A 26,385-nucleotide genomic window follows, 5' to 3' on the forward strand; every position below is an offset into this window, starting at 1 on the left:
GGGGTGGCGTTGCCGCCCAAACCGGCAGACATCCGCGGCACGCTGGAGTGGGGCTACCGCATTCCCGTACTCAGCCGCTACTTGCTTGGAACGATGCTGTGGGTGGTCGCCCTGTCGGTCGGCGGAATGCAGGTGGTCGTGTTCATCGCTGGCCTGGTGTTTGCCCGCGAGGTTATTCTGCTGCCCTGGCAGATTCTCGGTCTCGTCATGCTGATCGTCTTCGGGCTCGCGCTCATCGCGATGACGCTTCTGCACGTCATTCGGACGGAGACCCGCTTCCGCGTTAATGCTAACGGCGTGTCCTGGCGCAGCGGATCGCGCGAGTCGCGCCTGATGGTCGGGATCGCGCTGCTCGGTCTGCTCATGCGCAAGCCGACCGTCGCGGGCGCTGGCATGCTCGCGTCCTCGGCCACATCCGGGTCGATCCGCTGGCGTGACATCAGCCGCGTCGTTGTCCACCCACGTGAGCGAGCCATCTCGCTACGGTCCGGCTGGCGGACGGTGCAGCGGGTCTATTGCCCTGCTGCGCTCTTCGATGAGGTCGTCGAATATGTCAATGAACATGTATCACACGCCCCAGCACGGAGGCGATCATGATTGCGCGAGTCGTGCGGGTTACTATCCTGCTGCTTCTGGTCGGCCAGATGTTGGTCATCGCGCCTCCGCGGGGCGCATCGGCTGAAGATCAGGACACCTCCAAGCTGGGCTTCACCCATGGTCCTCTCCCGACGGGCTGGTCCGAGGCGCCGCTGCCGGATGACAAATATTTGTATACAACGTTCACCGCTGGCGCGGAGACCGGCACGGACTGGCCGGGGATCACCGTGGCCGATCTCATGCCGATGGGCGGGACGGTGGAGATGTGTCTGGCTGGTGAGATGCTGCCGAAGGACGGCGACAATCTCTCGTACTGGGGTACGGGAGATGTCCGATTCCGGACGGGGTTTCCCATCGAAGACGGAGCGTTCGAGGCCGGGAGCTGGAGAGCCCAGACGCGCACGATCGATGGCAATGTGGAGCGATGGACGTCGGAGATGGGCTGGGAGCCCTGGGTCGGGATTCGGTATCGCTCCTACTGTGTCGACCTCCCGGGCGCGAACCGGGCGATCGGCATCCTCGCGATGTGGGTAGGCAACCAGGAAATGGAGGTTGAAAACTTCATCCGCACGTTCCAGTTCGCCGGTAACGAGCTCGCGCTCTGCGAGGAGGCCTGGCGCTACTTTGGCCGAGCCGCGCTATACGAACGCTTCCCCGACCCATCATCTCCAACCAAGATCCGAAAGAGCGGCGACCAACTCCTGGTTGACATCATGACCGGCATCTCGGACTACGACTTCAAACACCAGGACGCGCCAAGCTACACCTCCGTCTCCTGGCGTGGGACGCTGCGGGCGATCGACTGGCTGGGCCACGAAGGTGGCATGAGCAAGTTCATGGTGAACTCGTGGTCGGATCGTGATCTCAATTTGGCAACGCCGGATGACACCGTCGAGCTTATCTCGGTCAACGTGGTCGCCGACGAGTTCTCATTCAACAATCCGGACGACGCGTTGCTGCGTTGGGGAGGGCCGGGGACCGAGCCAGCACTACTCGCGGCCATCAAGGCACGCGTGGACAACGATCCGGCACACGCGAAGCTTAGCCCGGCCGATGTGACGTACCTGGCGCTGGAGCAGACGAAGGGTGACGTCCGGCAGGCGATGTTGCTGGTCCACAACACGATGCGGTCGGCCGGCCGCGACGACGCGTTCTTGCCCGGCACTGGGGATACGCCGTCCACTGGGGTGGTGTACGAGCCGTCGCTGTTCACCGATTATCTCGAGCCGATTCGCGGATATCCGGGACGCACCTTCGCGAATGCGCAGGATGCTGCTGAGAACGGCGACAACGCCGGGCCGTGGTACCACCTGTTCGGCACGACGTTCTTCGAGATGCAGGCCATGGGCGACATCGGCGTGGCGCCATTGGCGTTTGGCGTCCTCAACATGCCGCGCGCACTGCTGACCTCCATCTACACCAGCTACTTGCAGAACCTGTTTGCCGATGAGGCCAGCATGGCATCGGACTTCAGCAACGTCGCCGAGCAGTGGTTGCGTTGGGTCGGAGGGTCCGAGGCGGATCCGGAGAAGTTCTGCTTCAACGTCTGGGGCGCGAAGATCGGCCACGAGCTGCACAACTACTACAGCCAGCGAGAGAACGGGATCCGTTGGGGGCCGCCGGGCGCGCAGAAGCCGGCTGGTCCGAGCACCCCGCAACTCCCCGGAGAGCCTCCGCCGGCCGGCCAGGCGCCATCGCTATCGTCCGATACGGTCCATCTCGACGCTGTCGGTCCGGCTGCAGCCTCGGGAACCAGCCCCGACCTGTACCAGACGCAATCGCCAGTCAGCGTGACGTGGCGTGGTTCCAGCGGCGAGCTGCGGCTGGATCAGGACACCGAGACGCTGACGGGGTGGTATCCCCTGCAACTCGTGCCGCTGCTGGAGCCTGAGTCGGAGACCTGGGGCGTGACCTGGGTCGACCTCGGCGCTGAGTCGCACGAAATCGTTTTCGAAGCCTCGGACGACGGGACGTTCACGCTCCTCTGGCGAGATGGCGACAGCGGCCGGGTCGATCTCTGGTCGGCGCCAGTCGCCACAGGCGACGTGTTGACGATGGCCGTCGATCCACGGAGCGAGGAACGGGAACTCCTGCTCGCCGATGGGTCCGCCGTCGCGCCGATTGTGAGCCTGACGCCGGACGATGAAGCAGTGGTTCAGCCGCCGTCCGGATCAGATGACGAGCCGACGGTCGGTGTCGCAACACGCACTCCCGAGAGTGACCAGACCGGACTCATTGCCAAGGTGATTGCGGGGTTCGTGGTTCTGCTTGGCGGGGCGCTGTGGCTGCGGTCGCGCGGAAAGCGTAATCAGGCGACGAAGGCTGCTGCGGCGTCCGCGCCGAAGCAGTCCCGGAAGCGGGCCAGCGCCGCGCGGAGGAAGCCGATGACACCGAAGCAGGACGCCGCAGGGCTGCTGGCCGGCCGTCAGTGCTCGGAGTGCGGCGGCCAACTGACTCCGTCGGCGAAATTCTGTCCCACGTGTGGCGCAGTCGTGCCTGAGCCCGCACAGCCGCCACCACCGGCGACGGTGGCCGATTCCCCGTCTCAAGTGTTCTGCGACCAGTGCGGCGCCTCGGTGCGACCGGAGGCACGTTATTGTCCGAGGTGTGGCGCCGGTCTGCCCGCGTCGGCCGGCGTCGAATCTGTGACGCCACGCGACTGAGTCGTTGGGACCGCCGCACTGCTTGGATCCCTCAGGTCAGCAGGTCGCGCCATCGTGGTGCGACCTGCTGCCGATCCGATGGTCCTGCTACCTCAGTTGTACTATCACAGCCTCGAGATCTTTGACTGTCGCTACAACGCGGCGAAGTCGAGCTTATCATTCGCGATGTTGCCGAACGCCTGATCGAATGAAGTGGGGCCTCTGTTCGTCCCATTAGCATCCCCACGACGAACCCGTCGATCAGCGCCTCTGCGCCTGTCGTGCCATCGGGCCGGACGATGGGCAGGTGTGCGGAACCAGCACAGGGCGGCTCTTCCGTATACGCGAATTCTGCTCACTTGACGCCGATCAGGTCGGAGCGTATTCTCTGAACCAATCTGGACAATTGCCAGCTTCTTGCCGCGCGCTGAGATCGCGGCGGTCTGTCGAGAGGGGAGAGGGCTACTCCGTCATCCGTGGGGGGGATGGGCGCGCGCCTCGCGTCGCCCGTTGTGCGCAACGATTCATAGCAGGGGGACACTATGCACAGGCGACGACTCCGCCTTCTCGCGCTCGTCGGCGTGATGATGCTTCTATCGGCTTTCCCGCTTGGCGCGGTTGGCAAGGGCGGACTACAGCCCCTGACTCCGGCCCCGTCGGCGGAGGACGGCGTCAGGCGCAATGAATCGACGAACCTGTGGTTCGTTGAGCTTTCCAGCCTTCCGACAGCTGACGGCGCCAGCGCGGCCACGCTCTCGCGTGAGCGCTCGACATTCCTCGCCGCCGCGCACAGGGACGGCGTTCGGTTCACAGAGCGCTATTCGTTCCAGACACTCTGGAACGGCGTCTCGGTCGAGATCAATCCGGCTGATATCGGAAGGCTGAGCCGCATCAGCGGCATCAAAGCGGTCTACCCGATCGGCAAGATAACGTACGACCCCGGAACGCAGATCAGTCCCGAGATGGAGTCTGCGCTGGCGATGACGGGCGCGGATATCGCGCAGTCTGAGTTGGGCCTGACCGGCGTGGGCGTCAAGGTCGGCATCATCGACACCGGCGTCGACTATCACCACCCCGATCTCGGCGGCTGCTTCGGCCCCGGCTGTCGCGTCGCGATTGGCTGGGATTTTGTCGGCGATAGCTACAACGCCGATCCCGATGACCCGAACTACCAACCGGTCCCGCAGCCGGGTCCTGATCCGATGGACTGCAACGGCCACGGCACGCACGTCACCGGCATCGTTGGCGCGAAGGCTGCCAGCCCGACCGGCGTCACCGGCGTCGCGCCGGGTGTGACGTTCGGGGCCTACCGCGTCTTCGGCTGCGAGGGGTCGGCGAACGACGACGTCATCCTGGCGGCGATGGAGCGCGCTGTGGCGGACGGCATGGATGTCGTCAACATGAGCCTCGGCGAGGACTACACCTGGCCGCAGGATCCGGTTGGCCAGGCGGCGGACCGGATGGTGCGTCGTGGCGTCGTCCTCGTTGCGGCGGCCGGCAATGCCGGCTCGACCGGCATTTACTCCAGTGGCTCACCGGGCGTCGCCGCGAACGCCATCGGCGTCGCGTCATTCGACAACACCATAGTGACGCTGAATTCCTTCACGATCACGCCAGATAACAAGTCGATCGGCTACATGGAGGCCTCCGGCGGCGGGGCTGCGCCGACGAGCGGTAGCTCTCTGATGGCCCGAACCGGCACGACCTCGACCCCGAACGATGCCTGCAATGAGGTTGCGCCCGCCCCGGGCAGCCTGACCGGCAAGGTCGCGCTGATCCGACGCGGGACTTGCTCGTTCTACGAGAAGTCGTACAACGCGCAGCAGGCGGGCGCGATCGCGGTCGTCCTCTACAACAATGTCGCCGGGCTCTTTGCGGCGACGGTCAGCGGCTCGCCGGCAGTCACGATCCCGGTTGTGGCGATCTCGAACATCGACGGCGCGTTGATTGACGGCCGGCTGGCCAGTGGATCCGTGACGATGACCTGGACCAGCGGCTCTGGCACGTTCCCGAACCCGACCGGCGGGCTGATCTCATCGTTCAGCTCCTACGGCCTGGCAGCCGACCTGACGCTGAAGCCGGATATCGGCGCTCCGGGCGGGCTGATCCGCTCGACCTGGCTGCTGTCAGACGGCGGCTACGCGACGATCAGCGGGACCTCGATGGCCTCGCCGCACGTCGCCGGCGCGGTCGCGCTCCTGCTGCAGGCCCGGCCGGGCCTGTCGCCCAGCGCGGTGCGCGACATCCTTCAGAATAGCGCTGAACCGAAGAACTGGTGGGGTAATCCAGGCCTCGGCATTCTGGACAACGTCCACCGCCAGGGCGCGGGCATGCTCCAGATCGATAAGGCGGTCCTGTCGACGACGACGATCAGCCCCGGCAAGCTCTCGCTCGGCGAGAGTGACCGCAACCGGGCGATCCGCACCCTGACGATCCGGAACACATCGTCCAGCCCGGTCACCTACGACTTGTCGAACGAAGACGCGCTGGCGACATACGGCAATACGTTCGCCCCGAGCTTTGGCTATGCGCCATCGTCGGTCTTCTTCAACCCACGAAGCGTCACTGTCCCGGCCGGCCGCAGCGCCAGCGTGACCGTGACGATTACGCCAAACTCGGCGTATGACGACCTCACCATCTACGGCGGCTACCTCACCTTCACGCCACGAGGTGGCGGCCAGGTGTACCGGGTGCCGTACGCCGGCCTCAAGGGTGACTACCAGAAGATCACGGTGCTGACGCCGAATCCGTATGGCATGCCAGTGCTGGGTCAGCTCGTTGCCGGCGACTTCGAGGACCGGCTATCCGGGGCGACCTACACCATGCAGGGCGACGACATTCCGTTTGTTCTCGCCCACTTCCACCACCAGTCGGCGCTGCTGCGGATCGACGTGTTCGACGCCAACACCGGCCGATTCCGTGTTCGGGCGGTCAACGAGTGGCTGATGCCGCGGAACAGCACCACTACTGGCTTCTTTGCGATTCCGTGGGACGGCACCGGCCCGAACGGCGCGCGGGTCGTCGCGGTGCCGAACGGGCGGTACATCCTCAAGGTGTCGGTCCTGAAGGCGCTGGGCAACCCCGGCGTGTCCTCGGACTGGGAGACCTGGACATCGCCGGTCGTGACGATCAAGCGGCCGTAGCGCGGTTCGTCTGACCGAGAGGAAGCAACGCGGGCCGGCGAGGATTCACTCGCCGGCCCGTCTTCTTACCGGACGATGAACCCGTCGATCAGCGCCTCTGCGCCTGTCGTGCCATCCGGCCGGACGATGGGCAGGCGCGGGTAGCCTTCCTGCCATGCGTAGAGGGCGGTCAGCAGCCGGTAGCTGCCGGCCGGGAAGTCGGGCGGGACGGCAAGCTGGTAGTGGAGGGTGACTTCCTGGCCGGGCTGCCACTGACTGGTGGGTGGGTCGTAGCCGCCGGGGAGCAGATCGTAGCCTGCCTTCCGCTCGCCCCCGGCGTCGATGAGCTGGACGGTCGAGGCATATTCCGCGCCGAGCGGCCGCAGCACACGCCAGGTGACGTCTACGGCGACCGTCGCCCCGGGCGTGACTGTCGTTGGGTCCCAACGGACGCCGACCAGCTTTGCGGCCGGCTCGCCAGTCGCTTCAGCGTGGAAGATCTCGACCTGCTGCTCGCGCCGGGTCGCCGGGTGGCCGTCCAGCCAGGCCTCGACGGTGTAGGTTCCCGCTTTGGCCGGCGTCTCGACCGGCGTCAGCGTCCCAGACGTGCCCGGCTCGGCGGCCAGCGGCAGCGTCGACGCAGAGTGCTGGCGCAGGACGATGTTGCCGGCGGTGTCGCGCCAGACGATCTGCAGGTCCGGGGACGGCGTGAGCCGCAGCAGCGCGGGGTTCGGGTTCGGGTTCTCGATCCGGAGCGACACGTAGTACGGCAACCCCGCGCCGATCGCGGCCGGCATGCTGATCTGCGCGTCGTCCAGCGCGATGGGCGCGCGTTCCCCAGGGCTCAGCTCGTAGATGGTCGCGCCGTCGACCTGGCCGGCCAGCCGCAGCTCGGGCAGCGCGTTGGCCAGCGCGGTCGCGCGTTGCCAGTCGTACCCCTGCTTGTGGCGGATCACGATCCAGCGGATGCCGAGGTCCTGGAGGACGCCGACCGAACGGGCAGTGACGGCCGACGGCTCGTCGCCGTGCTGGCCGAGGAGACTGATGAGCGCGAAGTGGGGCTCGGGGATGAAGCCGCTATATCCGGCGACGATCGGGTTCCAGGTGCGAGTGGAGAGGTACATCGCGCGGATCGGCTCGAACAGCCCGTCGTCGGTGCTCGTCCGGTGTGTGATCAGTCCGTCGGCCGGGAACTCGACGACCGGGCCGGCAGGGTGCTCGGCCAGCCAGGCGACGAACGACGGATCTGGCGGGATGTGGTCGGTGCGCGTCGCGCTGCGTAGCTCGACAGTCGCACCCAGAGTCAGCAGCGCGGTCAGGGCGAGCGCGACCGGCAGCGCCCGATTCCCGAGCCGCGGCGCGAGACGTCGCCAGGCTGCCGTGTAGCCGAACGCGGCCAGCAGCGGGACGCCGATCGCGGTCAGCAGCCCGAACCTGCCGACTCCGCGGATCCCCCGGATCGGCGGGAAGGCATCGTAGATCAGCGCCCAGGGCATCGGCACGCTCCGCCCGGCGATGTGCAGCGAGAGACCGAAGGAGAAGATCGCGGCGACGAGCGTCAGCAACAGCGCCCAGCGGGCCGGCCAGCGTCGGCAGGCCAGCGCTGCCAGCGCCGCGCCGGCCAGCGCAATCGCGCCGGGGAAGAATGCCTCGCTGCGCGTGCCGAGCCGGCCCGCCCAGAAGTGGTTGGTTACGAAGACATCGAGGTACGCCCCCGGGCTGGAGGCGAACGCCTGCAGCTCGGCGCGACTGCGCTCGAATCCGTAGATCTCGCCGACCCACAGGTGGGGCAGCAGCGTCGGCGCCAGCAGCAGGTACGGCACGACCAGCGCCAGCCCCAGCGTCACCCACTCGCGCCGCGCCAACGGCCTCCCGCGCCACAGCACGAACGGCAGGAATAGCCCGAGCGCCACCGTCGACAGCACGGTAGCGTGTAGCGAGGCGAGTAGCTGCATTGCCAGCGTCACGCCGAACAGCACGACATAACGCTGCTGACGAACCCTGCCTGGCTGGTTGGCAGGCGTCTGTCGGGTCGGAAGATGATCAGCTTCCTTGTCATCCTGAGCCGCAGCGAAGGATCTCTCCTCAGTTCGGCTCCCTCCAGCCGGGAGAGATTCTTCGCGTGTGCGCTCAGAATGACAAGAAGGCGGGATCGACACAATCCCCGTGGATTTGTCATCCTGAGCCGCAGCGAAGGATCTCTCCTCTGTCCGGCTGTCTCCAGCCGGGGGAGATTCTTCGCGCGCGCGCTCAGAATGACAAGAAGGCGGGATCGACACAATCCCCGTGGATTTGTCATCCTGAGCCGCCGCGAAGGATCTCTCCTCTGTCCGGCTGTCTCCAGCGGGGAGGAGATTCCTCGCGGCGGCTCGGAATGACAAGGGAGCGGGGGAGCTCCCGGGCGGGCGGGTTGACGACGATCGGGTCAGGTACGCAGCCAATGCCCAGAACGCCAGCGGCAACCAGCAGAGGGCGAGGAGGTGCAGGTGGCTGAGGTGGCTGTAGCGGGCCGGGGCGAACGCGGCGGCGACTCCGGCGATGAACGCCGCCCCGGGGCTGGCGCCCAGCTCGCGGGCCAGCAGGAAGACGGCGAAGGCCATCAGCCAGAACGTTGCGATGAAGACGGCGTTGTAGGCCAGGATGTCGTTGCCGCTGGCGAGGTAAACCGGCCAGGCCACGAGGGCCGTCGAGATCGCCTCCTCGGAGTAGGCCAGCGAGTACTTGAAGGGGTAGAAGGCGTTGCCGTCGTACAGGCGGAGCGGCTGGTGGATGAGGTTGTGCTGGACCGAGCGCATCACCCAGATCTCGAACAGCGGGTCGCCGGGGTCCTGCACCGCCGACCCGGCATAGCGCGGGAGCGGCCAGAGCATCCAGCAGGTGAGCAGCAGATAGAGGATGGCGACGGCCGGCGCTGGCCGCCTGGCTATTCGGTCGAGCGTCTGCATGGCCGGAGTATGCCAGTAGTCGCGGGAATCGTCGTCATGCGCGATACTCCGCGGCGGCCCGGCAGCGTCGCCGGGTCGGGACCATCGAGGAGGAGCACGAGTGACCGACGAGCAACGACCGATCGATATTCAGGACGCGATCAACCAGCGCGCCCCCAGCGGCATCGCGATGAGCCCGGATGGTAGCCGGGTCGTCTTCAGCCTCGGCCCGATCGCCAAGAAGGGCGAGTACCCGGAGGCCGACCTCTGGCTGGCCGAGACCGACGGCAGCGGCCTGCGCCGGCTGACCACTGGGGAGTCCAGCGACGGGCAGGCGCGCTGGTCGCCGGATGGCTCGCTGATCGCCTTCATCTCTGACCGCGAGAAGCGCGGGACCGGCGCCCTCTACGTCATCAGCCCGGACGGCGGCGAGGCGGTGCGTGTCTCGCAGTGGGACGCGAACGTCGCCAGCCCGGTCTGGTCGCCGGACGGCGCGAAGGTCGCCGTCCTCGCGACCGACCCGGAGACGGAGGACGAGAAGAAGCGCAAGGAGGAGCGCGACGACACCTACGTCCATCAGGAGGACGAGAAGCTGGCTCGCCTGGCCGTCGTCGAGCTGCAGTCCGACCCGCTGGGCCAGCCGGCCCTGGTGGCGGTCGAGCCGCAGCGGCTGCTGGAGGGCGAGTGGAACGTCTGGCAGCATGACTGGTCTCCCGACGGCGAGCGGATCGCCGTTGTCGTCTCACGGCATCTGGGGTTTGGCGAGGGGCAGTATGGGCTTAGCCTCGGATTGGTTCCGGCCGGCGGCGGCGAGCTGACAGTAGTCGGCGGGGAATCGCCATCGTTCCGCGCGCCCGGCTCGGTGGCCTGGTCGCCGGACGGCGCGCAGCTTGCCTTCCTCGCCGCGTTCGATCTGAAGCGCGACGCCGGCCATGCCCTCTACCTCGTCGACGCAGCCGATCCGGCCAGCGTCCGCGAGCTGGCCCGCGACGAGGGTTTCACTGCGCTGTCGCTCGCCTGGCCGCTGGCCGACCACCTGGCGCTGCTGCGTCTGAAGAGCGTCTATTCAAACGTCGTCACCCTGACGCTCGATGGCGAGACGGTGGAGCCACTGTTCCACGGCGAGCAGCAGGAACGCGGCGCCTGGTCGACCGGCATGCAGATGACGCCGCTCGGCCTGGGATTCAGCGCCGATGGTGGACGCTTTGCGGCCATCTGGGGCGATTCGACCCGCCCGGCCGAGGTCTGGGCCGGCGTGGTCGGCGCTGCGCCGCGCCAGCTCACCCGCTTCAACGCGGACCTGGCCACCCGCGCGCTCGGCCGCACTGAGTTGGTCCGCTGGGCTGCCGAAGGCGGACTGGAGATCGAGGGGCTGCTGATCTACCCGGTCGGCTACGAGGAGGGCAAGGCGTACCCGACGATCCTCCACGTCCACGGCGGGCCGTCCTGGGCCTGGGACGACCACTTCTACGCCAACTGGCACGACATGGGCCAGTATCTGGCCGGCCATGGATACGCCGTCCTGATGCCCAACCCACGCGGCAGCACCGGCCGCGGCTGGGAGTTCCAGATCGCCAACCATAATGACTGGATGGGCGCGGACTATCGCGATTCGCAGGCCGGCCTGGACCAGCTGATCGAGCGCGGCATCGCCGACCCGGAACGCCTCGGGGTCGGTGGCTGGAGCTACGGCGGCCTCACGACGGCCTGGACGATCACGCAGACGAACCGCTTCAAGGCGGCGATCGTCGGGGCTGGCGTCACCAACCGGACCAGCATGCAGGGCACGACTGACATCGTCGACTGGGCGGGATCCTGGATGGTGGCCGAGTTTGCCGAAGACACCGACGCCTACTGGCACACCTCCGCGATGCGCTACGTCGGCCAGGTGGCGACGCCGACCCTCGTGCTGCACGGCGGCAACGACACCCGCGTGCCGGTCAGCCAGGGCTGGGAGATGTACAACGCGCTGAAGACAATGGGCGTGCCGACGAAGATGGTTGTCTACCCCCGCGAGCCGCACGGCATCGGCGAATACCACCACCAGCGCGACCTGCTGGAGCGAGTGCTGGGCTGGTTCGATCAGTACGTTAAGGGATGAGGGATGGGGGATGAGGGATGGGGGATGAGGAGCGGGAGACGGCGCTCTACGGTTTCGTAGGGACAGCGCTAGCGCTGTCTGCGGGCCGCAGGCCCGCCATCGCTGGACTGCCGGCCGCTCGGACATAGCCCGTCGGGTGCCTCACGGCACCCTCGCGCCCTGATACCCCGGCTCCCCCTGGCTCCAGAACGATTCGGAGTAGCTGACGTACCAGCGGCCGTCGACGCGGACGAACTGGTACGTCAGCACCTGACCGCCGGCCTCGGGCGGGTCGAAGGCGACCTTCGCGCTGCCGCGGTCGGCCGATGCGCGAACGTCGAACAGGTGGTAGTCCGGCTCGATCCAGCGGTCGGCGGTGACGCGCTCCATCGGCACGAACCCCTCGGGGAGGTCGTCGATCGACGGTTGCCGGCCCTCGGCTTCCGCCGTCGCGATCGCAGCCTCCCACGCTGCCGTATTGCGCTCGCCGTAGATGAGCGACGCGATCCGGGCCGTCAGGTAGCCGTCCCGTGCGCCGATCGGACCGCCGGAGAGCGTCGCGAGGGTGGCGCGTGCCTCGTCGCCATACAGGCTGAGAGAGTACTCGTAGTCTGGATGCATCTTCACGGTGGGGTCGTTGTAGTAGACCGTTGGGTAGCGCGACGGATCGCCGGAGACGATGGCGTCGAACAGGATTCGATTCTCGGCGCGGATGAGGGCGATAAGCTCAGCCTGGACAGGCGGTGAGGCGGCCGGCAGAGCCGTCGGCTCAGTCGGCCCGGCGCGCGCGCAGGCGACGATAGTGAGGACACAGGCAGTAGCGGCGAGCGCGACGCCTATCCGCAATCGAGCGGAGCCCGTTGCTCGACGCTCATCGCATGCCTGCGTGCTCAATGACTACTCCATTATCGGTTCGACGCGTAACACACTGACGCGCCAGACGGACTGTCCGTCGATCTCGTCCCACAGCTCGACGGGCATGGGTGGGATGATCGTGGTCGTATAGACGATCGTCTCACGGCGCGTGAACGTCGTTCCGGTTGCGCAGGCCGTGGGACGCTGTTCGGGACCTGCCGCCGAGCATGGGACAGTCACCTCGCGTTGATACTGGACGACGTTCGACGTCGGGTCGGCTGAGCGGTGGAACCCCTTTGACGCGAGCGCGGCGTCGCGCCCCGGCACGAGCCAGGCATTCGGCATGACCGGTACGCCATCCGTGTGGTCGATCGCGATGTCGTCGGCGCCGGGCAGCGAAAGATCGACGATGAATCGCTTGCCGTCGAAGTGGTACGTGTCGCCGACTGCTTGAGGATTCGTCGTGCTGCCAGTCAGCTCCTTCTCCCATCGCCCCAGACCATGCCAGGTCACGACCCAGGTGTCGGTCGTCGGGGGCGTTGACACGCCGCTCGGGTAGCCGAACTCCTCATACGTCATCTGGAACGGCGGCCAATCGGGACGGCGAGCCGGCGCATCCGCGGCAGAGATGCTCGAAGTGAGCGTGATCACCAGTGATAGCCCCAGGAGAACGAACACTCTACGACCTGATCGGCTAAGCATCCTCTGCATCGATGTTGCCCTTCCTGTATCACTCAACCAGACAGACGGTCGTCGTCACCCTCTCATGACGACGCGATGTAGTGATGCAAGACATCTGAGTACCAATACCAGCAGGAGCCACCGCCGTCACATGAGTAGTAGTTGCCCAGGAAGATCACATCAACGAGAGTCGTTGAGTAGCCATGAGTACTGCAGCGACACTCCCAACCATCGAAGAACTGATTATAGTACCATCTGCTCCATTCCTGAGACCGTCCAGTAACCCAGCCCGATCCGTTCCAATACAGGTCGCGGGTGTACGCTAATCGCCACTGTTCCGCACCACCATTGCCTCGGGAGTCGTCGTAATAGCGTGCAGAAACCGACACGCAGTTTGTCGATTTGCTGTATGACACATAGGACTTGAGATATTTGCCGTCAGATCGTATTTGACGGTTGTATCGAGCGCGAATGCTTCACCCGGTAAGAGCGCGAGCCATCCGAGCGTTAAGAACGAAGCTGCCAACAGTGTTCGGATGATGTCGAACCTCGTCCTCTGTCGCATTCATTCCCTCAATTCTTGCTGTTGGTCACCCGGCGTCACAGCCGGAGTGCTTGGCTGCAGCCGAAGCAATGGACCTATTGTTGATCGAGATCAAGCATTGGTCAACGCAGAATCCGCCAAAACGATGGCGAGTCCCCGCCAAAATCGTGGCAAGTATTCGCCATCGAACGTTTCAGCGGACGAGGCCGTGGTTGACGGTCGCGACGATCAGTCTCTCGGAGGTCGGGCCGATCAAGACGCCCCTGAGATCGTCGGCGCCGTTACTCCTCCAGCGCTGGGTTGAGCGGCGCGGCATTGAGCGGGACGACTGGCGCAACGCCCGCGATCGGGCCAGCCGGCATCTCGCCGAGCAGCGCGTCGCGGATCGCGGCAGTTGCTGACGCCAGCGGCTGACGCTCGAACGCGGCGTAGTGCGCGGGCAGGTCGGTAAACATGTCGTCGTCGGTCAGCCGCCAGTAGCCCTGCCGCTCGCCGACGACGAGGTAGGCATCGCCAAACTCGATTCGCTCGTCGTGGTCGAGGAAGAGCAGGAAGCGGTCGCCGGGCGCCAGCTTGAGCTGGCCCATCGGATCGGCGCAGCCGCCGGGGATCTCGCCGCCCGGCTGCCGGATCGTCAGCGTGTCGATCGGCTGGCCACGGACGTACGATTCGACCTTGATATCGAAGTCCGTGTGGAGCGGCAATCGTGCGTCACGAGGATCGGGCGTTGTCGGGTGCGCGCGCAGGATCTCGCCGCCGACGATCTGGTCCGACGCCCAGGCGAGCGACGCGATGTCGGGGATCATCGCGATCGACACGCCAGTTACGATGCACTCGCCCTCTCTCAGTTCCACATCGAGCGTGTTTGTTGCCGTTGGTGCTGCTTGCTCAGCACCCGCGCCGTTTAGGCGTTCGGCCTCCGGGCTAGTTTCCCCGCATGCGGTGATCACCAGTGCCAGGCCGATCAGAACCAATGACCGAGCGAACATGGAATCGCATCTCCCTTCGGCACGGCACCGATGACTACATGTCTAGCACCAGTACGTCGAGCCGCCGTTCCTGCAGCCGTACATAACCCAAGCCTGATGCCGATCGTGCCAGTTCAGGGTTCGTTTCAGTGTCTCCCCGAATGAAATCCATCCATACATAGTATCGGCGGAATCCGCTGAGTCATACGTATCCAGAAGGAAGAACCAGTGGCCGAACTCATGAAGCTGCAACATTATGCAGATCGTGCATATTGTTTGTTTGGCAGTACGTAGGGCCAGCGGCCAGACAGTCGCTGTACCAATTCACGTTGTTATGAAACGTCGTCGTGATTTGGGTAATGGTGCGATATGGTTGTGGCGAAGGATCAATATGGCAGTCGATCACGCCCACGGCGGTTCTCGCGATCACGTTCGGCCGCGATGGATCAGGATTACCTTTGACCACCTTATTCGGTCTTGACCCGTATAGATCCCGTTGGAGGACAAGGTTGAAATTGCCTTCCGACCACGTATTGCCACCGTACTGAATGCGATTGGCATGGTCGGCCGTGAAGTGGGACGAGACGATTTCGTAATTGACGGTAGTCGGCCATGGCCACGGCCACTTGCACCACGTCGCCGTGTTCGCCGCATCAACCGTTGACGGTAACGTGAGCCACATGCTGATAATGGCTGCCGAAAAGATGATGTGAATCAGGCGCGGAGCTAACTTCGCTCGGCCAGTTCGTCTGGTGGCGAGCTTGGCACGTAGCCTCATGAATAGCATGGTGCCCTCCGGTCATGCGTCAATGCTTTGCAGATCACCGAACTAACGCCTTCGAGACATGCTATGAAGTAGCGTTTGGGCCTGTCAACGCAGAACTCGCCATTTACGCGGCGAATCGTCGCCACAACAGTGGCGAATCTCCGCCAACCCGGCTCGTCAGCGCAAGGGGCCGAGGTTGACCGCTGTCACCATCAGGCGCTCGCGGGCCGGGCGGAGGGGGTGGGCTTGAGGTCGTCGATCGTTCGGTCGACGGTGCGTCGGCTGATGGAGAGTTGCTCGGCGATCTGTTGGCGGCTGTGGCCGCGGGCGAGCAGGCGCAGGACGTTGGACTCACGGTCGGACAGTGTCGGGGCTTGCGGCGCCGGGCCGGCCGGATCGCGCAGGAGCTGGTCGTACGCCTCGGCGACCTCGTTGGAGAGGACGACCGTCGTGCCGGCCAGCGCCACCTCCAGCGTCGGGCGCAGGTCGGCGGCGGAGAGGCGCGACCAGAGCAGGTAGGCGGAGACGCCGGCCCGCGCCAGGTCGGGCAGAGTCGCTGACTCGACCTCGTTGTCGACAATGATGAAGACGGCTGCGCGCAGGGTGCGACGGATGTGGCGGAGGAGCGGCGTGACTGGCTCGCCGTGGAAGTGGGCAGCGGTGATGACGGCGGAAGGCCGGAGCTCGCGAACGCGCGTCAGGATTGCCTCGGCATCTCCAGCCGCGTCCTCGACCCGGACACCCGGCAGGTCCGCGAGCTCGTGCCGGAGCGCGGTCCAGCCGACATCGTTCGTTGGGGTGAGAAGCACCGTCCGTGGAGTCATTCGCGACTGCCTTGTCCGCACTGATACCCTACCATAGCACATATGCAGGAGTTGAGCGCGGCAACGGGTCAGCGTCACGGCGGCGCGTGCCTTCGATGGCGTGCGAGAGCGGCGATCTCGCTCAGCCGTTAGCCTGTTCTTCGCGTTCGTCCTTCCGTCGGAGGGGCCGAAGCGCGATCCAGATAACGACAACCACGGACGCGCCGAGGACAACCACGAATAGCATCAGCACGAACAGAGCGGCGAGGAGCGACACGTCGATTGTGGGCATGTATCGCGTCCATCTCGTGAGATCACGACACCTGAAGTTCGCGTTCGGCGATGCTCGTTGTGGCGTAGTGATCATCGATATTCGTCGTGAGCGCGTGAGGGATGGCGCCTGCCGAAGGCGCGCATCGTCCACCTAATGGACGATCATCGATGAAATCTTGTCGTTGGCAGTATTGCCGACGTAGGCACACTCTGGACTGCACAGATACGGCCCAGTTGTCAGGTTCGCGTCGAGATAGAATCGAAATCCACCGTCACATCCGTAGTTGCGCTGAGTGAATCCCGACGATGTGCGATCGTTCATGTAGTCGCCGACATAGTAGAACAATGCGGCTTGCGAACTACACGGGAGCGACGCAGTGTAGTAAGCCGCTCGACCGCTCACATACTGGTTGTAGTCCGCGTGCTCATAGAGATGTGCGACGATGTACGACGACGGCGCAAAACCTCCTTGCGGTTCGGCAACTGAAGACTCCGGCTCGTCAAGCGTTTTCACGAACTCCTGAGCCTCAGCTTCTGTTGCGAAGCAGTGTTCTTCGCCGATCGTGTACCGTCCGAGCGGCTTACCGATCTCATCCTCAATACGCTTGAGCTTGACTGCCTCCTCAGCCGTCGGCGTGTCTGTGATTGGTACCCCGATGCTGACGCAGACTCCCGCGTCTGGCGCGGCGGTCGATGCCGTCGGTTGTATGACGCCAAAGACAAGAGCGAATAAAGCAAGACTCGCCACAGTGGCGAACGCGACGAAGATTCGGGCGCGCATAGCATGTCTCCTTTCGGCGCGCTTCAGGCAGAACACCATCCCTAGCTCACCATCGCCCCGACGCATACGATCGGTCAAGGGAGAACTCGCCATTTCCGCGGCGAATGGTCGCCAAAACGGTGGCGAATCTCCGCCAACCCGGCTCGTCAGCGCACGAGGCCGAGGTTGACGGCCGTCACCATCAGGCGCTCGCGGGTCGGGGCGGCGAGGACGGCCTTGAGGTCGTCGATCGTCCGGTCGACGGTGCGTCGGCTGATGGAGAGTTGCTCGGCGATCTGTTGGCGGCTGTAGCCGCTGGCGAGCAGGCGCAAGACGTTGAACTCACGGTCGGACAGTGTCGGGGCTTGCGGCGACGGGCCGGTCGGCTCGCGCAGGAGCTGGTCGTACGCCTCGGCGACCTCGTTGGAGAGGACGACAGTCGTGCCGGCCAGCGCCACCTCCAGCGTCGGGCGCAGGTCGGTGGCGGAGAGGCGCGACCAGAGCAGGTAGGCGGAGACGCCGGCCCGCGCCAGGTCGGGCAGAGTCGCTGACTCGACCTCGTTGTCGATGATGATGAAGATGGCTGTCCGCAGGATGCGGCGGATGTGGCGGAGGAGCGACGTGACTGGCTCGCCGTGGAAGTGGGCAGCGGTGATGACGGCGGTCGGCCGGAACTTCCGCACCTGCGCCAGGATTGCCTCGGCATCTCCAGCCGCGTCCTCGACCCGGATTCCCGGCAGGCTCGCGAGCTCGTGCCGGAGCGCGGTCCAGCCGATGTCGTTTGTGGGAATGAGGAGCACCGTCCGTGGCGTCATGTGCGCCCGCCTTGCCTGTCGCGATGTCGCAACCATAGCATGCGGGCGCGAGTTGAATGTCGACGCGAGCAGCCGGTCAGGCAGGCGACGCGGCGTCTTGCTGGCCGTGGGCGTCCTTGAGGTAGGCCATGCAGCGCTCGAACGTGGCGGCGTCGATCAGGTCTGACGAGTGGTAGTAGTTGAGCATCGTCTTGAGCCGCAGGATCGGGAGGACGTTATAGCCCCGTTCGTGGAGCCGCTCGACGCCGCCCTGCTCGCGGTCGATCAGGACGATGGCGTCGCGGACGGCCATCCCGGCGTCTTCCAGCCGCTCGGCGGTCGAGAGGATCGAGGTGCCGCCGGTCATCAGGTCGTCGATAATCAGCGCTGACTGGCCGACGAGGATGCGTCCCTCGATCACCGGCTGGGCATCACCCACATTGCCGTTGCGGGATGGACGCAGATAGATCAGCGGGGTGTCGCTCTCCAGCGCGTAGGCGGTGGCAATGTGGAGCCCGCCCATCGGCACGCCGGCGATCGCAGCGAACGAGTGAATCCGCGAGCGGCGGCGGGCGTGGTCGGCCTGGATCTCGGAGTGGATCAGCCGGGCGACGCGGCGTAGCATCGACGGCTCGCTGATCAGCACGCGCGGGTTGATGTAGATCGGTGATGTTCCTGCCGTCGGGCCGAGATCGAATGAGCCGAACTGCACGCCGCCCAGGTCGAATAGCGCCTGTGCGAGATCGAGATTGGAGTCAACATCCAGCAGCACTGCGCTGCTCCCTTCCGCGCTCGTTGCCCCGGCGCCCACTTCCCCGGGCAATCCCCGCGCGTCGGGACGTGTCATAACGCCAGACGATACCACGCGGGAGACGGAAGGCGCTATGAGATCATCGCGAGGACGTATTAGACTAGTCGGCAGTCGGTCGGATCATTCCGATGCGGACTGCTGGAGCCGTTGAGGCTTGGACGAATCTCTCGTGCGTGCCGGATGAAGTTGAGCACGGAGCGACCAGTGCCAGCCACGGATACCCCGTCACGCGGCTGTCGCTCTTCGAAGAATGTGACGCATGAACTACCGCGAGGCGATTCGCTGGATCATCGAGCGGGCCGGCTACGAGAAGGGGTTTGTCGCCAATCCCTTTGCCGGCGACGACATCGCCGCACTGGGCCTGCGACGCACTGCGGCGCTCCTGCGCGGCCTCGGCTCGCCGGAGATGACGTATCAGATCGTCCATGTCGCTGGGACGAAGGGCAAGGGCTCGGTCAGCGCGACGGTTGAAGCGCTGGTCCGCGCTGCCGGCCGGAAGACCGGACTGTACGCGACGCCACACCTGCACACCTTTCGTGAGCGAATCCAGGTCGGCGGCGTGCCGGTCTCGGAGAAGGAGTTTGCGGCGCTGGCCGACGCGCTCGTGTCGATCGACGCGGACGTCCAGGCAGACCAGCCCGAGATAGGCCAACCAACCGCCTTCGAGGTCGCGACGGCAATGGCATTGCTTGCTTTCCAGCGGGCAGGAGTCGACGTCGGAGTGCTGGAGGTTGGCATGGGCGGGCGTCTTGACGCGACCAACGTCGTGACGCCGGCGGTCAGCGTCATCACCAGCATATCCTTCGACCATACCGCGATCCTCGGCAACACGCTGGAGGCGATCGCCAGCGAGAAGGGCGGGATCATCAAGCATGGCGTGCCGATCGTCGTCGGTCCCCAACAACCGGAGGCCTTGTCGACGCTGGAGCGGATCGCGGCCGAACGTGGCGCGCCATTGCTGCGCTGGGAGCGCGACTGGCAGGCAGCCGGGTCGTCCGATTCCGCGCGGCTTGCTGGCCCGTGGGGTGACTGGCGCGGTGTCGGGTTGGCGCTGTCCGGCCCGCACCAGGTCGAGAACGCTGGCGCCGCGCTGATGGGTGTCTGGCAACTCGATCCGGGGTTGCTGGCCGACGAGCAGCGTGCCCGCGAGGCGTTGGCGAGCGTCCGCTGGCCCGGTCGCTTCGAGCGCGTCGCCGAGCAGCCGGATATGTACGTCGACGGCGCGCACAACGCCGATTCGATTGAGAGGCTGGTCGAGACAGTGCAGTGGCGCAGCTCGCGCCCCCCGATCGTGATCCTCGGCGTCAGCCGGGATAAGGATCTCGGCGGCATGCTCGCGGCGCTGGCGACGCTCTCGCCGCACCTGATCGCGACCGCCTCGCACAATCCGCGCGCCGCCGATCCGACCCGGATCGTCGAGCTAGCTATCGCGCGGGGAATGGCTGCCGAACGCGCCGGCGATATCGAGTCCGCGCTCGACACGGCGCGCAGAATCGCCACTCCCGACGACCTGATCCTCGTCACCGGCTCACTCTACGTCGTGGCTGAGGCGCGGGAGGCGCTCGGCCTGGCCGAGACTCCCGTATTCGAGCGCGCGCTGCTCTACAGCTGATCGCCGATCGCCCGTTGACGAATGCCCCCGGGGGCCATACGATACGAGCACGATGCGTACGTACAGTGGCGGGATGACGGCGGGGGGGTCGTCGACAACACGCCCGACGGCGCGTCTCGATCGGCCGGCGGGCAGCTCATGTCCGCCGGCTCCCGGGGTAGGACGGCGCCAGTGCGCCGGGCGGAGGGGTGTGGAGTGTGAGTAGTCGCGCGAACAACGCCGGGGCCGCGCCTGAGAGTGGTCTGGAGGCGACGCTCGATCGCTTCTTCCGCTTTCGGTCGATGGGCTCGAATATTCGAACCGAGCTCTTTGCTGGCCTGACGACCTTCATCGTCATGTCCTACATCATCTTCGTCAATCCCCAGATCCTTCATCTCCCGGACGGCAGCGGCCTGCCGATAGCGGCGACAATGACGTCCACCTGCCTCGTGGCCGGGGTGATGACGATCATCATGGGGCTCTACTCGAATCGAGCCTTCGCCCTCGCTCCCGGTCTGGGGCTGAACGCAATCGTCGCTTTCACCCTCGTCCTTGGCGAGGGGCTGACCTTCCCGCAGGCGATGGGCGTCATCGTTGCCGAAGGCATCCTCATTACAGTCCTCGTTCTCGTCGGCCTCCGGCGCTACGTGATGGATCTGGTGCCGCTGGAGCTGAAGAAGGCGATCTCGGTCGGCATCGGCCTGTTCATCCTCTTCATCGGCCTGGTCAATGGCGGGATCGTCAAAACCGGCGCCGGGACGCCGCTGGAGCTCGGCAACTTGCGTGGCCTGCCGGTGCTGATGACGGCGATCGGGCTGGTCATCACCATCGCCCTGCTAGCTCGTGGCCACCGCGCCGCAATCCTGATCGGCATTGTGGCGACGACGGTCATCGCTATCATCCTGGAGAAGATGCTCAACACTGGCCAGTTCGGACCGGGGCAGGCGCAGGTACCGACGCAGTGGATCGACACGCCTGACTTCAGCCTTGTCGGGCAGTTCTCGTTCCGCTTCTTCTCGCACATGGGTATCGGCGTCGCGATCCTGACGATCCTGGCGATCATGATGGCCGACTTCTTCGACACGATGGGGACGATGGTCGGAGTTGGTAGCCAGGCCGGCTATCTCAATGAGAATGGCGAGCTGCCCGACGCCCAGAAGCCGCTGCTGGTCGATTCAGTCGCAGCGATGGCCGGCGGTATGGTGTCGTCTTCCTCGGCGACGACGTATATCGAGTCGGCGGCAGGCGTTGGCAACGGCGGACGCAGCGGCCTGGTTTCGGTTGTCGTCGGTGTCCTCTTCCTGCTGGCGATGCCGTTTGCTCCGCTGGTTGGTGTCGTTCCGACCCAGGCGACGGCGCCGGCGCTGATCGTCGTCGGCTGGATGATGACCAGCGTGCTCTCCGAGCGCGAGGAGGTCACCTCTGATGGCCGGATCGTTCGCTCCCGCGGGATCGACTTCGGCGACATCGAGGTTGGCTTGCCGGTGCTGGCGGCGATGGTCATGATGCCGCTGACCTATAACATCACCAATGGCATCGGCGCTGGATTCGTCGTCTGGACGCTGGTGAAGATGTTCCGTGGCAAGGCTCGCGAGATCCACCCGATGATGTACATCATCAGCCTGGCCTTCCTTATCTACTTCCTGCGCTCGTTCCTCGGCGTCCACGCCTGAGAACGAGACGACAGCACAGACGAGATTCGACCGGGGCCGGCGAGGGTCATCTCGCCGGCCCCGGCCGTCATCGACCAGATAGTTGCGCTCGAGCTGGGCTATCGATTCGGGCGGCCCTACGGCCCACCCTGACGCGGGCCAGGCTGCTGGTTGAGCTGGGTGCCGACCAGCCTGGGGATGGCGATCTTCGGGATGCCGCGGATGGCCTCGACCTGAAGCCCCCATTCGAGCAGATCGCTGACATCCGTGTACCAGTTGTCGCCATCATCACCGACGACGACGGCAATGACGAAGCGACCGTCGCGAGTTGCCGCGCCGGTCAGGCAGTAGCCGGCGTTATCGGTAAAGCCGGTCTTTCCGCCGATGACATCGTCGCGCATCTGATAGAGCTGGTTGTGGTTCCAGATTTCGTAGCCATCGATATTGATGGCCGGCGTCTGCATGATCTCGCGCAGCACGGGGAAATTCAGCGCCGCCCGCAGGATAATCGCCAGATCGAACGCGGTTGAGTAGTGACCGTGCTCGTCCAGCCCGTGCGGGTTCATGTAGTGCGTATCGCGGAGCTGGTACTCCCGTGCTGTCTGGTTCATCAGATCGACGAACTTCTGGACAGCCTGTTCGGGATCGGTCGCTCCGCTCTGCCCACCAACGGATCGGGCGATCGCGTGGGCGGCGTCGTTGCCAGAAGGCAACAGCAGGCCGTAGAGCAGGCCACGCAGCGTGACCGTCGTCCCGGCGGTCAACCCCATCGAGGCCTCGCCGACAATATCGGACTCGTCGATCAGCACTGGCGTGTCGAGCCGGCCGTAGCGGACGGCGACGATCGCAGTCATCATCTTCGTCGTCGATGCCATCGCGACGCGGACGTTGGCGTTCTTGTCGTAGAGGATTTCGTTGTAGTCGGACAGGACGATGGCGCCGTGGGAGAAGGAGCCCGGAGAGGGCGGCTCTTCGACGGCGGCAGCCGGCCGCGGCGCGTTCGTCAGCGCAAGCGAGATTGCTGAGATCAGGGAGACGAACAACAGCAGTCGAGTCATCCAGCCGTGTCGTCGGGTGTTGTAGTTGAACACGGTGCAGACTCCGCCAGCCATCAAGTGGGTCATCGTCACCCCGGGTGACATCAGGGAGTGTACGAACCCGAACACCGACCAGACAAGGCTTACGAGGCGTCGCGCGCGGTCGCGCCATGCATCGCCTGCCTGTTGGTCCTCCACCGCGGCGCCAGGGGAGAAATCCTCGCGCTCGTAGAATACCCGCCCCGGCGGCGTTATTGGCTCAGACGTTCTGTATCTCTCCACCCGCGCCGCTCGAATTCCGATTGATCTTCGCTGATCTCTTATCCGTCCATTCCTCACTATGCTATTGTCGCGGGCGATCGCCGCGCCACGAGATGGAGGCCCAGGATGCAGGACGACATCATCGACCGTCTGCTCGACGATCTCATTGTCGAGGGGCAACGATCCGGCAGGATGTGGAATGTCGGGCGAGAGGGAGGAGCGCTGCTAGCCTGGCTGGCTGGCCTGCTCGGGGCTCGTCGGGCGCTGGAGATTGGCACATCCAACGGCTACTCAGCGATCTGGATCGCCCGCGCGCTGGTTGCCACTGGCGGCACGTTGGTGACGCTCGAACGTGACGCAGCAAAGATCGCGTTGGCTCGCGCCAATCTGGCTCGGGCCGGCCTTGCCGATCGCGTCGTCATTGTCGAAGGGCCGGCGCTCGCTTCACTGGCCACTCTCGGCCCCGGCTTTGACCTCGTCTTCATCGATGCCGACAAGGGGAAGTACGTCGACTATCTTCGCGCCTGCCTGCCGCTGGTTACGACCGGCGCGGTCATCGTCGCCGACAACATGACCAGCCATCCAGCAGAGACCGCCGCGTATCGCGCCGCCGTCGCGTCGGATGCGCGTCTCCAGAGCGTGACGGCTCCGGTTGGTGGCGGGTTGCTCCTCAGTCGCGTCATTGGGCCGCCGACAGGCTGAGCACGTCATCTCTACGCCGATATTGTCTATGGGCCGGGTGTGCGACACGATTCTGGTCTCGTGGGGTCGTCACCAGTGGCTCTATATGGTACTCATTATGCGTGGTTGCGTTCGCCAAAGCGGCGCGTTCCGATACCAGGGACGGCCAGATCGCCCGGCGACACGTATAGTAAGTCAGGGCTCTCCACCGTGGGGGTAGGAGAGTCGGCCGACTTCATCACCGGCGCCGCCGCCCTCGCTGTCGTGTTCGCGCGCATCTCGTGCGCGACGTGGACGGTGAACGGCAGCCGAGCGATCAGGAGCCGCGCGGCGTTGCGCGGCTGCTGGATGCACAAAGGAGGTGGTTGTCGCTCAAAACCAGGGCGTCATGTCCGGTTTTGGACGCGCCCCAACCCGTCGTGACCGTGTGCAGGGGGGTCGCGATGTCCGTGTTTTCCGATCGAAGCCGAACACTCGAGTATCACCGCTGACGCTAGTCGTCCGTGCTCTCGCGCGTGCTCCGATCGTGGAACGCGATGTCCTGTGCGCGTGGTGTGTGCCACGCGATCCGGTATTTCATTCGATGGAGGAGTGATTTGCGACTCATGCCCAGATGGCTGCGATATGCCGGGCTCCTCATGGTCATTGCGCTCGTTATGCCACTGATCGTGGCTTGCGGCGGCAGCAGTGAGGCAACGGCAACCAAGGGAACCACTGCCACTGAGCCGGCAGCGGCGTCCAGCCCGACCGAATCCGGAACCACCGGCACTGCAACCGGAGCCGAGCCGACGAAGGCGGCCGAAACCCCGTCGACCGGCTCGCCAGTCAGTAGCCCGCCCACTGGCAGCGCTGGCCGGGTCGAAGGTGGCGATCTGACGTTCGGGCAGACGCTCAAGCCGGTCGACAACAAGGGTGGCACCCTGATCGAGGGCGCCATCTCCGATATCTCGACTGTGCTGCCGATCGTCACTGACGACGTCCCGTCGAGTAACTTCGAGGCGTTGATTTTCGAGAGCATGATCACCGTCAACCCGTTCACCCTGGAGCCGGTCGGCCTGCTCGCCGAGGCCTGGGAGTCGAACGAGACGATGGACGTCTGGACGATCTATCTACGCGACGGGGTGACCTGGCAGGACGGCAAGCCGTTCACGGCCAAGGATGTCAAGACCACCTACGATCTGCACATGAACCCGGACTCCGGATCGAGCTACACCTCGGATCTCACGAGCAAGATCAAGAGCGTCGACGTGGTCGATGACCACACCGTCACATTCACGCTGAACCACCCGCTGGTCGACTTCCTGGTTGATGTTGCTGGATACGCCATCGTCGCGGACCACATCTGGGGCAGCGCCCCGGCTGCCAGTGTCAAGACGGACGGTGGCGCGACTGGCCAGGATCCGACGCGTGTTGTCGGCACCGGCCCGTTCAAGTTCAAGGAATGGCTGTCCGGCGATCACGCGACCGCGGTTCGCTACGATGACTACTGGAACGGGGCTGCCGCGCTCGACGAGTACATCATGAAGGTTGTGCCGGACCGCGCAACCGGCGCCCAGCAGCTGAAGACTGGCGAGATCGATTTCTTCCAGGGTCTCCTGGGATCCTCGGTCAGCGAGTTCAAGGGCAGCAACGTTGATGTCGTCGCTGCTGACGCGCTGAGCTTCACCTTCTTCGGTTACAACATGGACCCTGCTCGCAAGGGTGTCTTCGAAGATGTCAACGTCCGCCAGGCGCTGATTTACGCGCTCGACCGGGACGCCATGGTCGAGGAGATTCAGTTCGGCTTCGCGCAGGTGGCCGTTGGCACGATGCCGCCGCTGTCCTGGGCCTACAACCCCGATGGCATCAAGCTGAAGTACCCCTACGATGTCGACAAGGCGAACCAGCTCCTCGATGAGGCCGGCTGGGTCAAGGGCTCCGACGGCGTCCGCGCCAAGGACGGCAAGAAGCTCGAGTTCACGATGTACACCAACGCGGGCAACAACGTCCGCGAGCAATACCTCGTGGCTGCCCAGGCATACTGGAACGAGATCGGCGTCAAGATGACCCCGCAGCTCGAGCCGTTCCCCGAGCTGGTGGATCGCATCACCGAGACGCACGACTTCGATATCTTCCTGATCGGCTTCTCGTGGAGCGCCACGCCGGACCAGTCGATCATGTTCGGCTGCAACTCCTACGAAGGTGGCTTCAACTTCGGTAAGTACTGCAACGAGGAGGTCGACAAGGTCCTGAACGAGGCTATGTCGGAGCCGGATCGCGCCAAGCGCATCGGGCTCTACACCGAGTTCCAGAACCTGATGCTGGCCGACGCGCCGGCTGCGATCCTCGACTTCCCGCAGTCGCCGACGGGCGTTAACCAGCGGCTCCATAACGTGTTCCCGAGCGGGATCAACGCTTATTGGAACGTGAACCACTGGTGGGTCGACAAGAAGTAATCGACCAGACCCTTGTGTAGGGGGCGGGCGTTGCCCGTCTCCTGCGCAACCTCTATCATGTCGCTGGTGTTGGGACGGGCGCTCGCCCGTCCCAACCGATTCAGACGC

19 protein-coding genes are annotated in these 26,385 nt (G+C 65.1%); 8 read left to right on the forward strand and 11 right to left on the reverse strand.

The genetic code is table 11. The annotated features are described in order from the left end of the window. Positions 1-3 precede the first annotated feature (3 nt). From V9F06_14145 to V9F06_14155, 3 genes are all read left to right on the forward strand, one after another. Positions 4-597 (forward strand): hypothetical protein, encoded by a 594-nt coding sequence (locus tag V9F06_14145; GenBank protein ID MEI2618750.1) that lies wholly within the window; start codon positions 4-6, stop codon positions 595-597. After that, positions 594-3,260, forward strand: a complete 2,667-nt coding sequence (locus V9F06_14150) for a zinc ribbon domain-containing protein (protein MEI2618751.1) — start codon at positions 594-596, stop codon at positions 3,258-3,260. The genes V9F06_14145 and V9F06_14150 overlap by 4 nt, the downstream gene beginning before the upstream one ends. A gap of 521 nt (positions 3,261-3,781) precedes the next feature. After that, positions 3,782-6,382: a S8 family serine peptidase gene (locus tag V9F06_14155; protein ID MEI2618752.1), complete on the forward strand. Its 2,601-nt coding sequence runs from the start codon at positions 3,782-3,784 to the stop codon at positions 6,380-6,382. Positions 6,383-6,447: 65 nt separating this feature from the next. Here the strand turns inward: V9F06_14155 and V9F06_14160 are convergent, their stop codons facing one another. Next, complete coding sequence (locus V9F06_14160) at positions 6,448-9,306, reverse strand: hypothetical protein (protein MEI2618753.1); 2,859 nt, start codon at positions 9,304-9,306, stop codon at positions 6,448-6,450. Positions 9,307-9,406: 100 nt separating this feature from the next. On the opposite strand from V9F06_14160, the gene V9F06_14165 reads away from it, so the two are divergent. Beyond that, entirely contained in the window at positions 9,407-11,386 is a 1,980-nt protein-coding gene (locus V9F06_14165) for a S9 family peptidase (protein ID MEI2618754.1), read from the forward strand. A 141-nt stretch (positions 11,387-11,527) separates the two neighbouring features. Here V9F06_14165 and V9F06_14170 read toward each other — a convergent pair whose 3' ends face one another. The 9 genes from V9F06_14170 to V9F06_14210 form a co-directional block, all read right to left on the reverse strand. Continuing rightward, positions 11,528-12,259, reverse strand: a complete 732-nt coding sequence (locus tag V9F06_14170; GenBank protein ID MEI2618755.1) for a hypothetical protein — start codon at positions 12,257-12,259, stop codon at positions 11,528-11,530. Positions 12,260-12,262: 3 nt separating this feature from the next. Next, positions 12,263-12,922, reverse strand: a complete 660-nt coding sequence (locus tag V9F06_14175) for a hypothetical protein (protein ID MEI2618756.1) — start codon at positions 12,920-12,922, stop codon at positions 12,263-12,265. An 804-nt stretch (positions 12,923-13,726) separates the two neighbouring features. Then, positions 13,727-14,434, reverse strand: a complete 708-nt coding sequence (locus V9F06_14180; protein ID MEI2618757.1) for a hypothetical protein — start codon at positions 14,432-14,434, stop codon at positions 13,727-13,729. 217 nt (positions 14,435-14,651) lie between these two features. Further along, positions 14,652-15,200 (reverse strand): hypothetical protein, encoded by a 549-nt coding sequence (locus V9F06_14185; GenBank protein ID MEI2618758.1) that lies wholly within the window; start codon positions 15,198-15,200, stop codon positions 14,652-14,654. A 191-nt stretch (positions 15,201-15,391) separates the two neighbouring features. After that, positions 15,392-16,003 carry a LuxR C-terminal-related transcriptional regulator gene (locus V9F06_14190; GenBank protein MEI2618759.1) on the reverse strand — a complete coding sequence of 204 codons (612 nt, stop codon included), beginning with the start codon at positions 16,001-16,003 and terminating at the stop codon, positions 15,392-15,394. 121 nt (positions 16,004-16,124) lie between these two features. Next, on the reverse strand, positions 16,125-16,274 hold the full coding sequence (locus V9F06_14195; protein MEI2618760.1) for a hypothetical protein: 150 nt from the start codon (positions 16,272-16,274) through the stop codon (positions 16,125-16,127). A 132-nt stretch (positions 16,275-16,406) separates the two neighbouring features. Then, positions 16,407-17,036, reverse strand: coding sequence for a hypothetical protein (locus tag V9F06_14200; protein MEI2618761.1), 630 nt, complete (start codon positions 17,034-17,036; stop codon positions 16,407-16,409). Between the two features lie 146 nt (positions 17,037-17,182). Then, positions 17,183-17,830 carry a response regulator transcription factor gene (locus V9F06_14205; GenBank protein ID MEI2618762.1) on the reverse strand — a complete coding sequence of 216 codons (648 nt, stop codon included), beginning with the start codon at positions 17,828-17,830 and terminating at the stop codon, positions 17,183-17,185. A gap of 76 nt (positions 17,831-17,906) precedes the next feature. Beyond that, positions 17,907-18,581, reverse strand: coding sequence for a phosphoribosyltransferase family protein (locus V9F06_14210; GenBank protein MEI2618763.1), 675 nt, complete (start codon positions 18,579-18,581; stop codon positions 17,907-17,909). A gap of 298 nt (positions 18,582-18,879) precedes the next feature. Here V9F06_14210 and V9F06_14215 point away from each other — a divergent pair, with 298 nt between their 5' ends. Both V9F06_14215 and V9F06_14220 read left to right on the forward strand, forming a co-directional pair. Continuing rightward, entirely contained in the window at positions 18,880-20,232 is a 1,353-nt protein-coding gene (locus V9F06_14215; GenBank protein ID MEI2618764.1) for a folylpolyglutamate synthase/dihydrofolate synthase family protein, read from the forward strand. A gap of 197 nt (positions 20,233-20,429) precedes the next feature. Then, complete coding sequence (locus V9F06_14220; GenBank protein ID MEI2618765.1) at positions 20,430-21,884, forward strand: NCS2 family permease; 1,455 nt, start codon at positions 20,430-20,432, stop codon at positions 21,882-21,884. Between the two features lie 116 nt (positions 21,885-22,000). Here V9F06_14220 and V9F06_14225 read toward each other — a convergent pair whose 3' ends face one another. After that, positions 22,001-22,987 (reverse strand): D-alanyl-D-alanine carboxypeptidase family protein, encoded by a 987-nt coding sequence (locus V9F06_14225; GenBank protein MEI2618766.1) that lies wholly within the window; start codon positions 22,985-22,987, stop codon positions 22,001-22,003. Positions 22,988-23,287: 300 nt separating this feature from the next. Between V9F06_14225 and V9F06_14230 the strand changes: the two genes are divergently transcribed. After that, the gene (locus tag V9F06_14230) at positions 23,288-23,863 is read left to right on the forward strand and encodes a class I SAM-dependent methyltransferase (GenBank protein ID MEI2618767.1); all 576 of its coding nucleotides are present in this window, start codon (positions 23,288-23,290) and stop codon (positions 23,861-23,863) included. Positions 23,864-24,447: 584 nt separating this feature from the next. Continuing rightward, positions 24,448-26,277: an ABC transporter substrate-binding protein gene (locus V9F06_14235; GenBank protein MEI2618768.1), complete on the forward strand. Its 1,830-nt coding sequence runs from the start codon at positions 24,448-24,450 to the stop codon at positions 26,275-26,277. Positions 26,278-26,385 lie beyond the last annotated feature (108 nt).

The organism is Thermomicrobiales bacterium (assembly GCA_037045155.1).
Lineage (GTDB): Bacteria > Chloroflexota > Chloroflexia > Thermomicrobiales > CFX8 > JAMLIA01.

What these genes read in the sequence shown, in the direction of transcription:
- V9F06_14150 (MEI2618751.1), top strand. Translation starts at nt 594, where the DNA reads ATGATTGCGCGAGTCGTGCGGGTTACTATCCTGCTGCTTCTGGTCGGC.
- V9F06_14155 (MEI2618752.1), top strand. Translation starts at nt 3,782, where the DNA reads ATGCACAGGCGACGACTCCGCCTTCTCGCGCTCGTCGGCGTGATGATG.
- V9F06_14160 (MEI2618753.1), bottom strand. Translation starts at nt 9,306, where the DNA reads ATGCAGACGCTCGACCGAATAGCCAGGCGGCCAGCGCCGGCCGTCGCC.
- V9F06_14175 (MEI2618756.1), bottom strand. Translation starts at nt 12,922, where the DNA reads ATGCTTAGCCGATCAGGTCGTAGAGTGTTCGTTCTCCTGGGGCTATCA.
- V9F06_14180 (MEI2618757.1), bottom strand. Translation starts at nt 14,434, where the DNA reads ATGTTCGCTCGGTCATTGGTTCTGATCGGCCTGGCACTGGTGATCACC.
- V9F06_14185 (MEI2618758.1), bottom strand. Translation starts at nt 15,200, where the DNA reads ATGCTATTCATGAGGCTACGTGCCAAGCTCGCCACCAGACGAACTGGC.
- V9F06_14190 (MEI2618759.1), bottom strand. Translation starts at nt 16,003, where the DNA reads ATGACTCCACGGACGGTGCTTCTCACCCCAACGAACGATGTCGGCTGG.
- V9F06_14195 (MEI2618760.1), bottom strand. Translation starts at nt 16,274, where the DNA reads ATGCCCACAATCGACGTGTCGCTCCTCGCCGCTCTGTTCGTGCTGATG.
- V9F06_14200 (MEI2618761.1), bottom strand. Translation starts at nt 17,036, where the DNA reads ATGCGCGCCCGAATCTTCGTCGCGTTCGCCACTGTGGCGAGTCTTGCT.
- V9F06_14205 (MEI2618762.1), bottom strand. Translation starts at nt 17,830, where the DNA reads ATGACGCCACGGACGGTGCTCCTCATTCCCACAAACGACATCGGCTGG.
- V9F06_14215 (MEI2618764.1), top strand. Translation starts at nt 18,880, where the DNA reads ATGAACTACCGCGAGGCGATTCGCTGGATCATCGAGCGGGCCGGCTAC.
- V9F06_14225 (MEI2618766.1), bottom strand. Translation starts at nt 22,987, where the DNA reads ATGACCCACTTGATGGCTGGCGGAGTCTGCACCGTGTTCAACTACAAC.
- V9F06_14230 (MEI2618767.1), top strand. Translation starts at nt 23,288, where the DNA reads ATGCAGGACGACATCATCGACCGTCTGCTCGACGATCTCATTGTCGAG.
- V9F06_14235 (MEI2618768.1), top strand. Translation starts at nt 24,448, where the DNA reads ATGCCCAGATGGCTGCGATATGCCGGGCTCCTCATGGTCATTGCGCTC.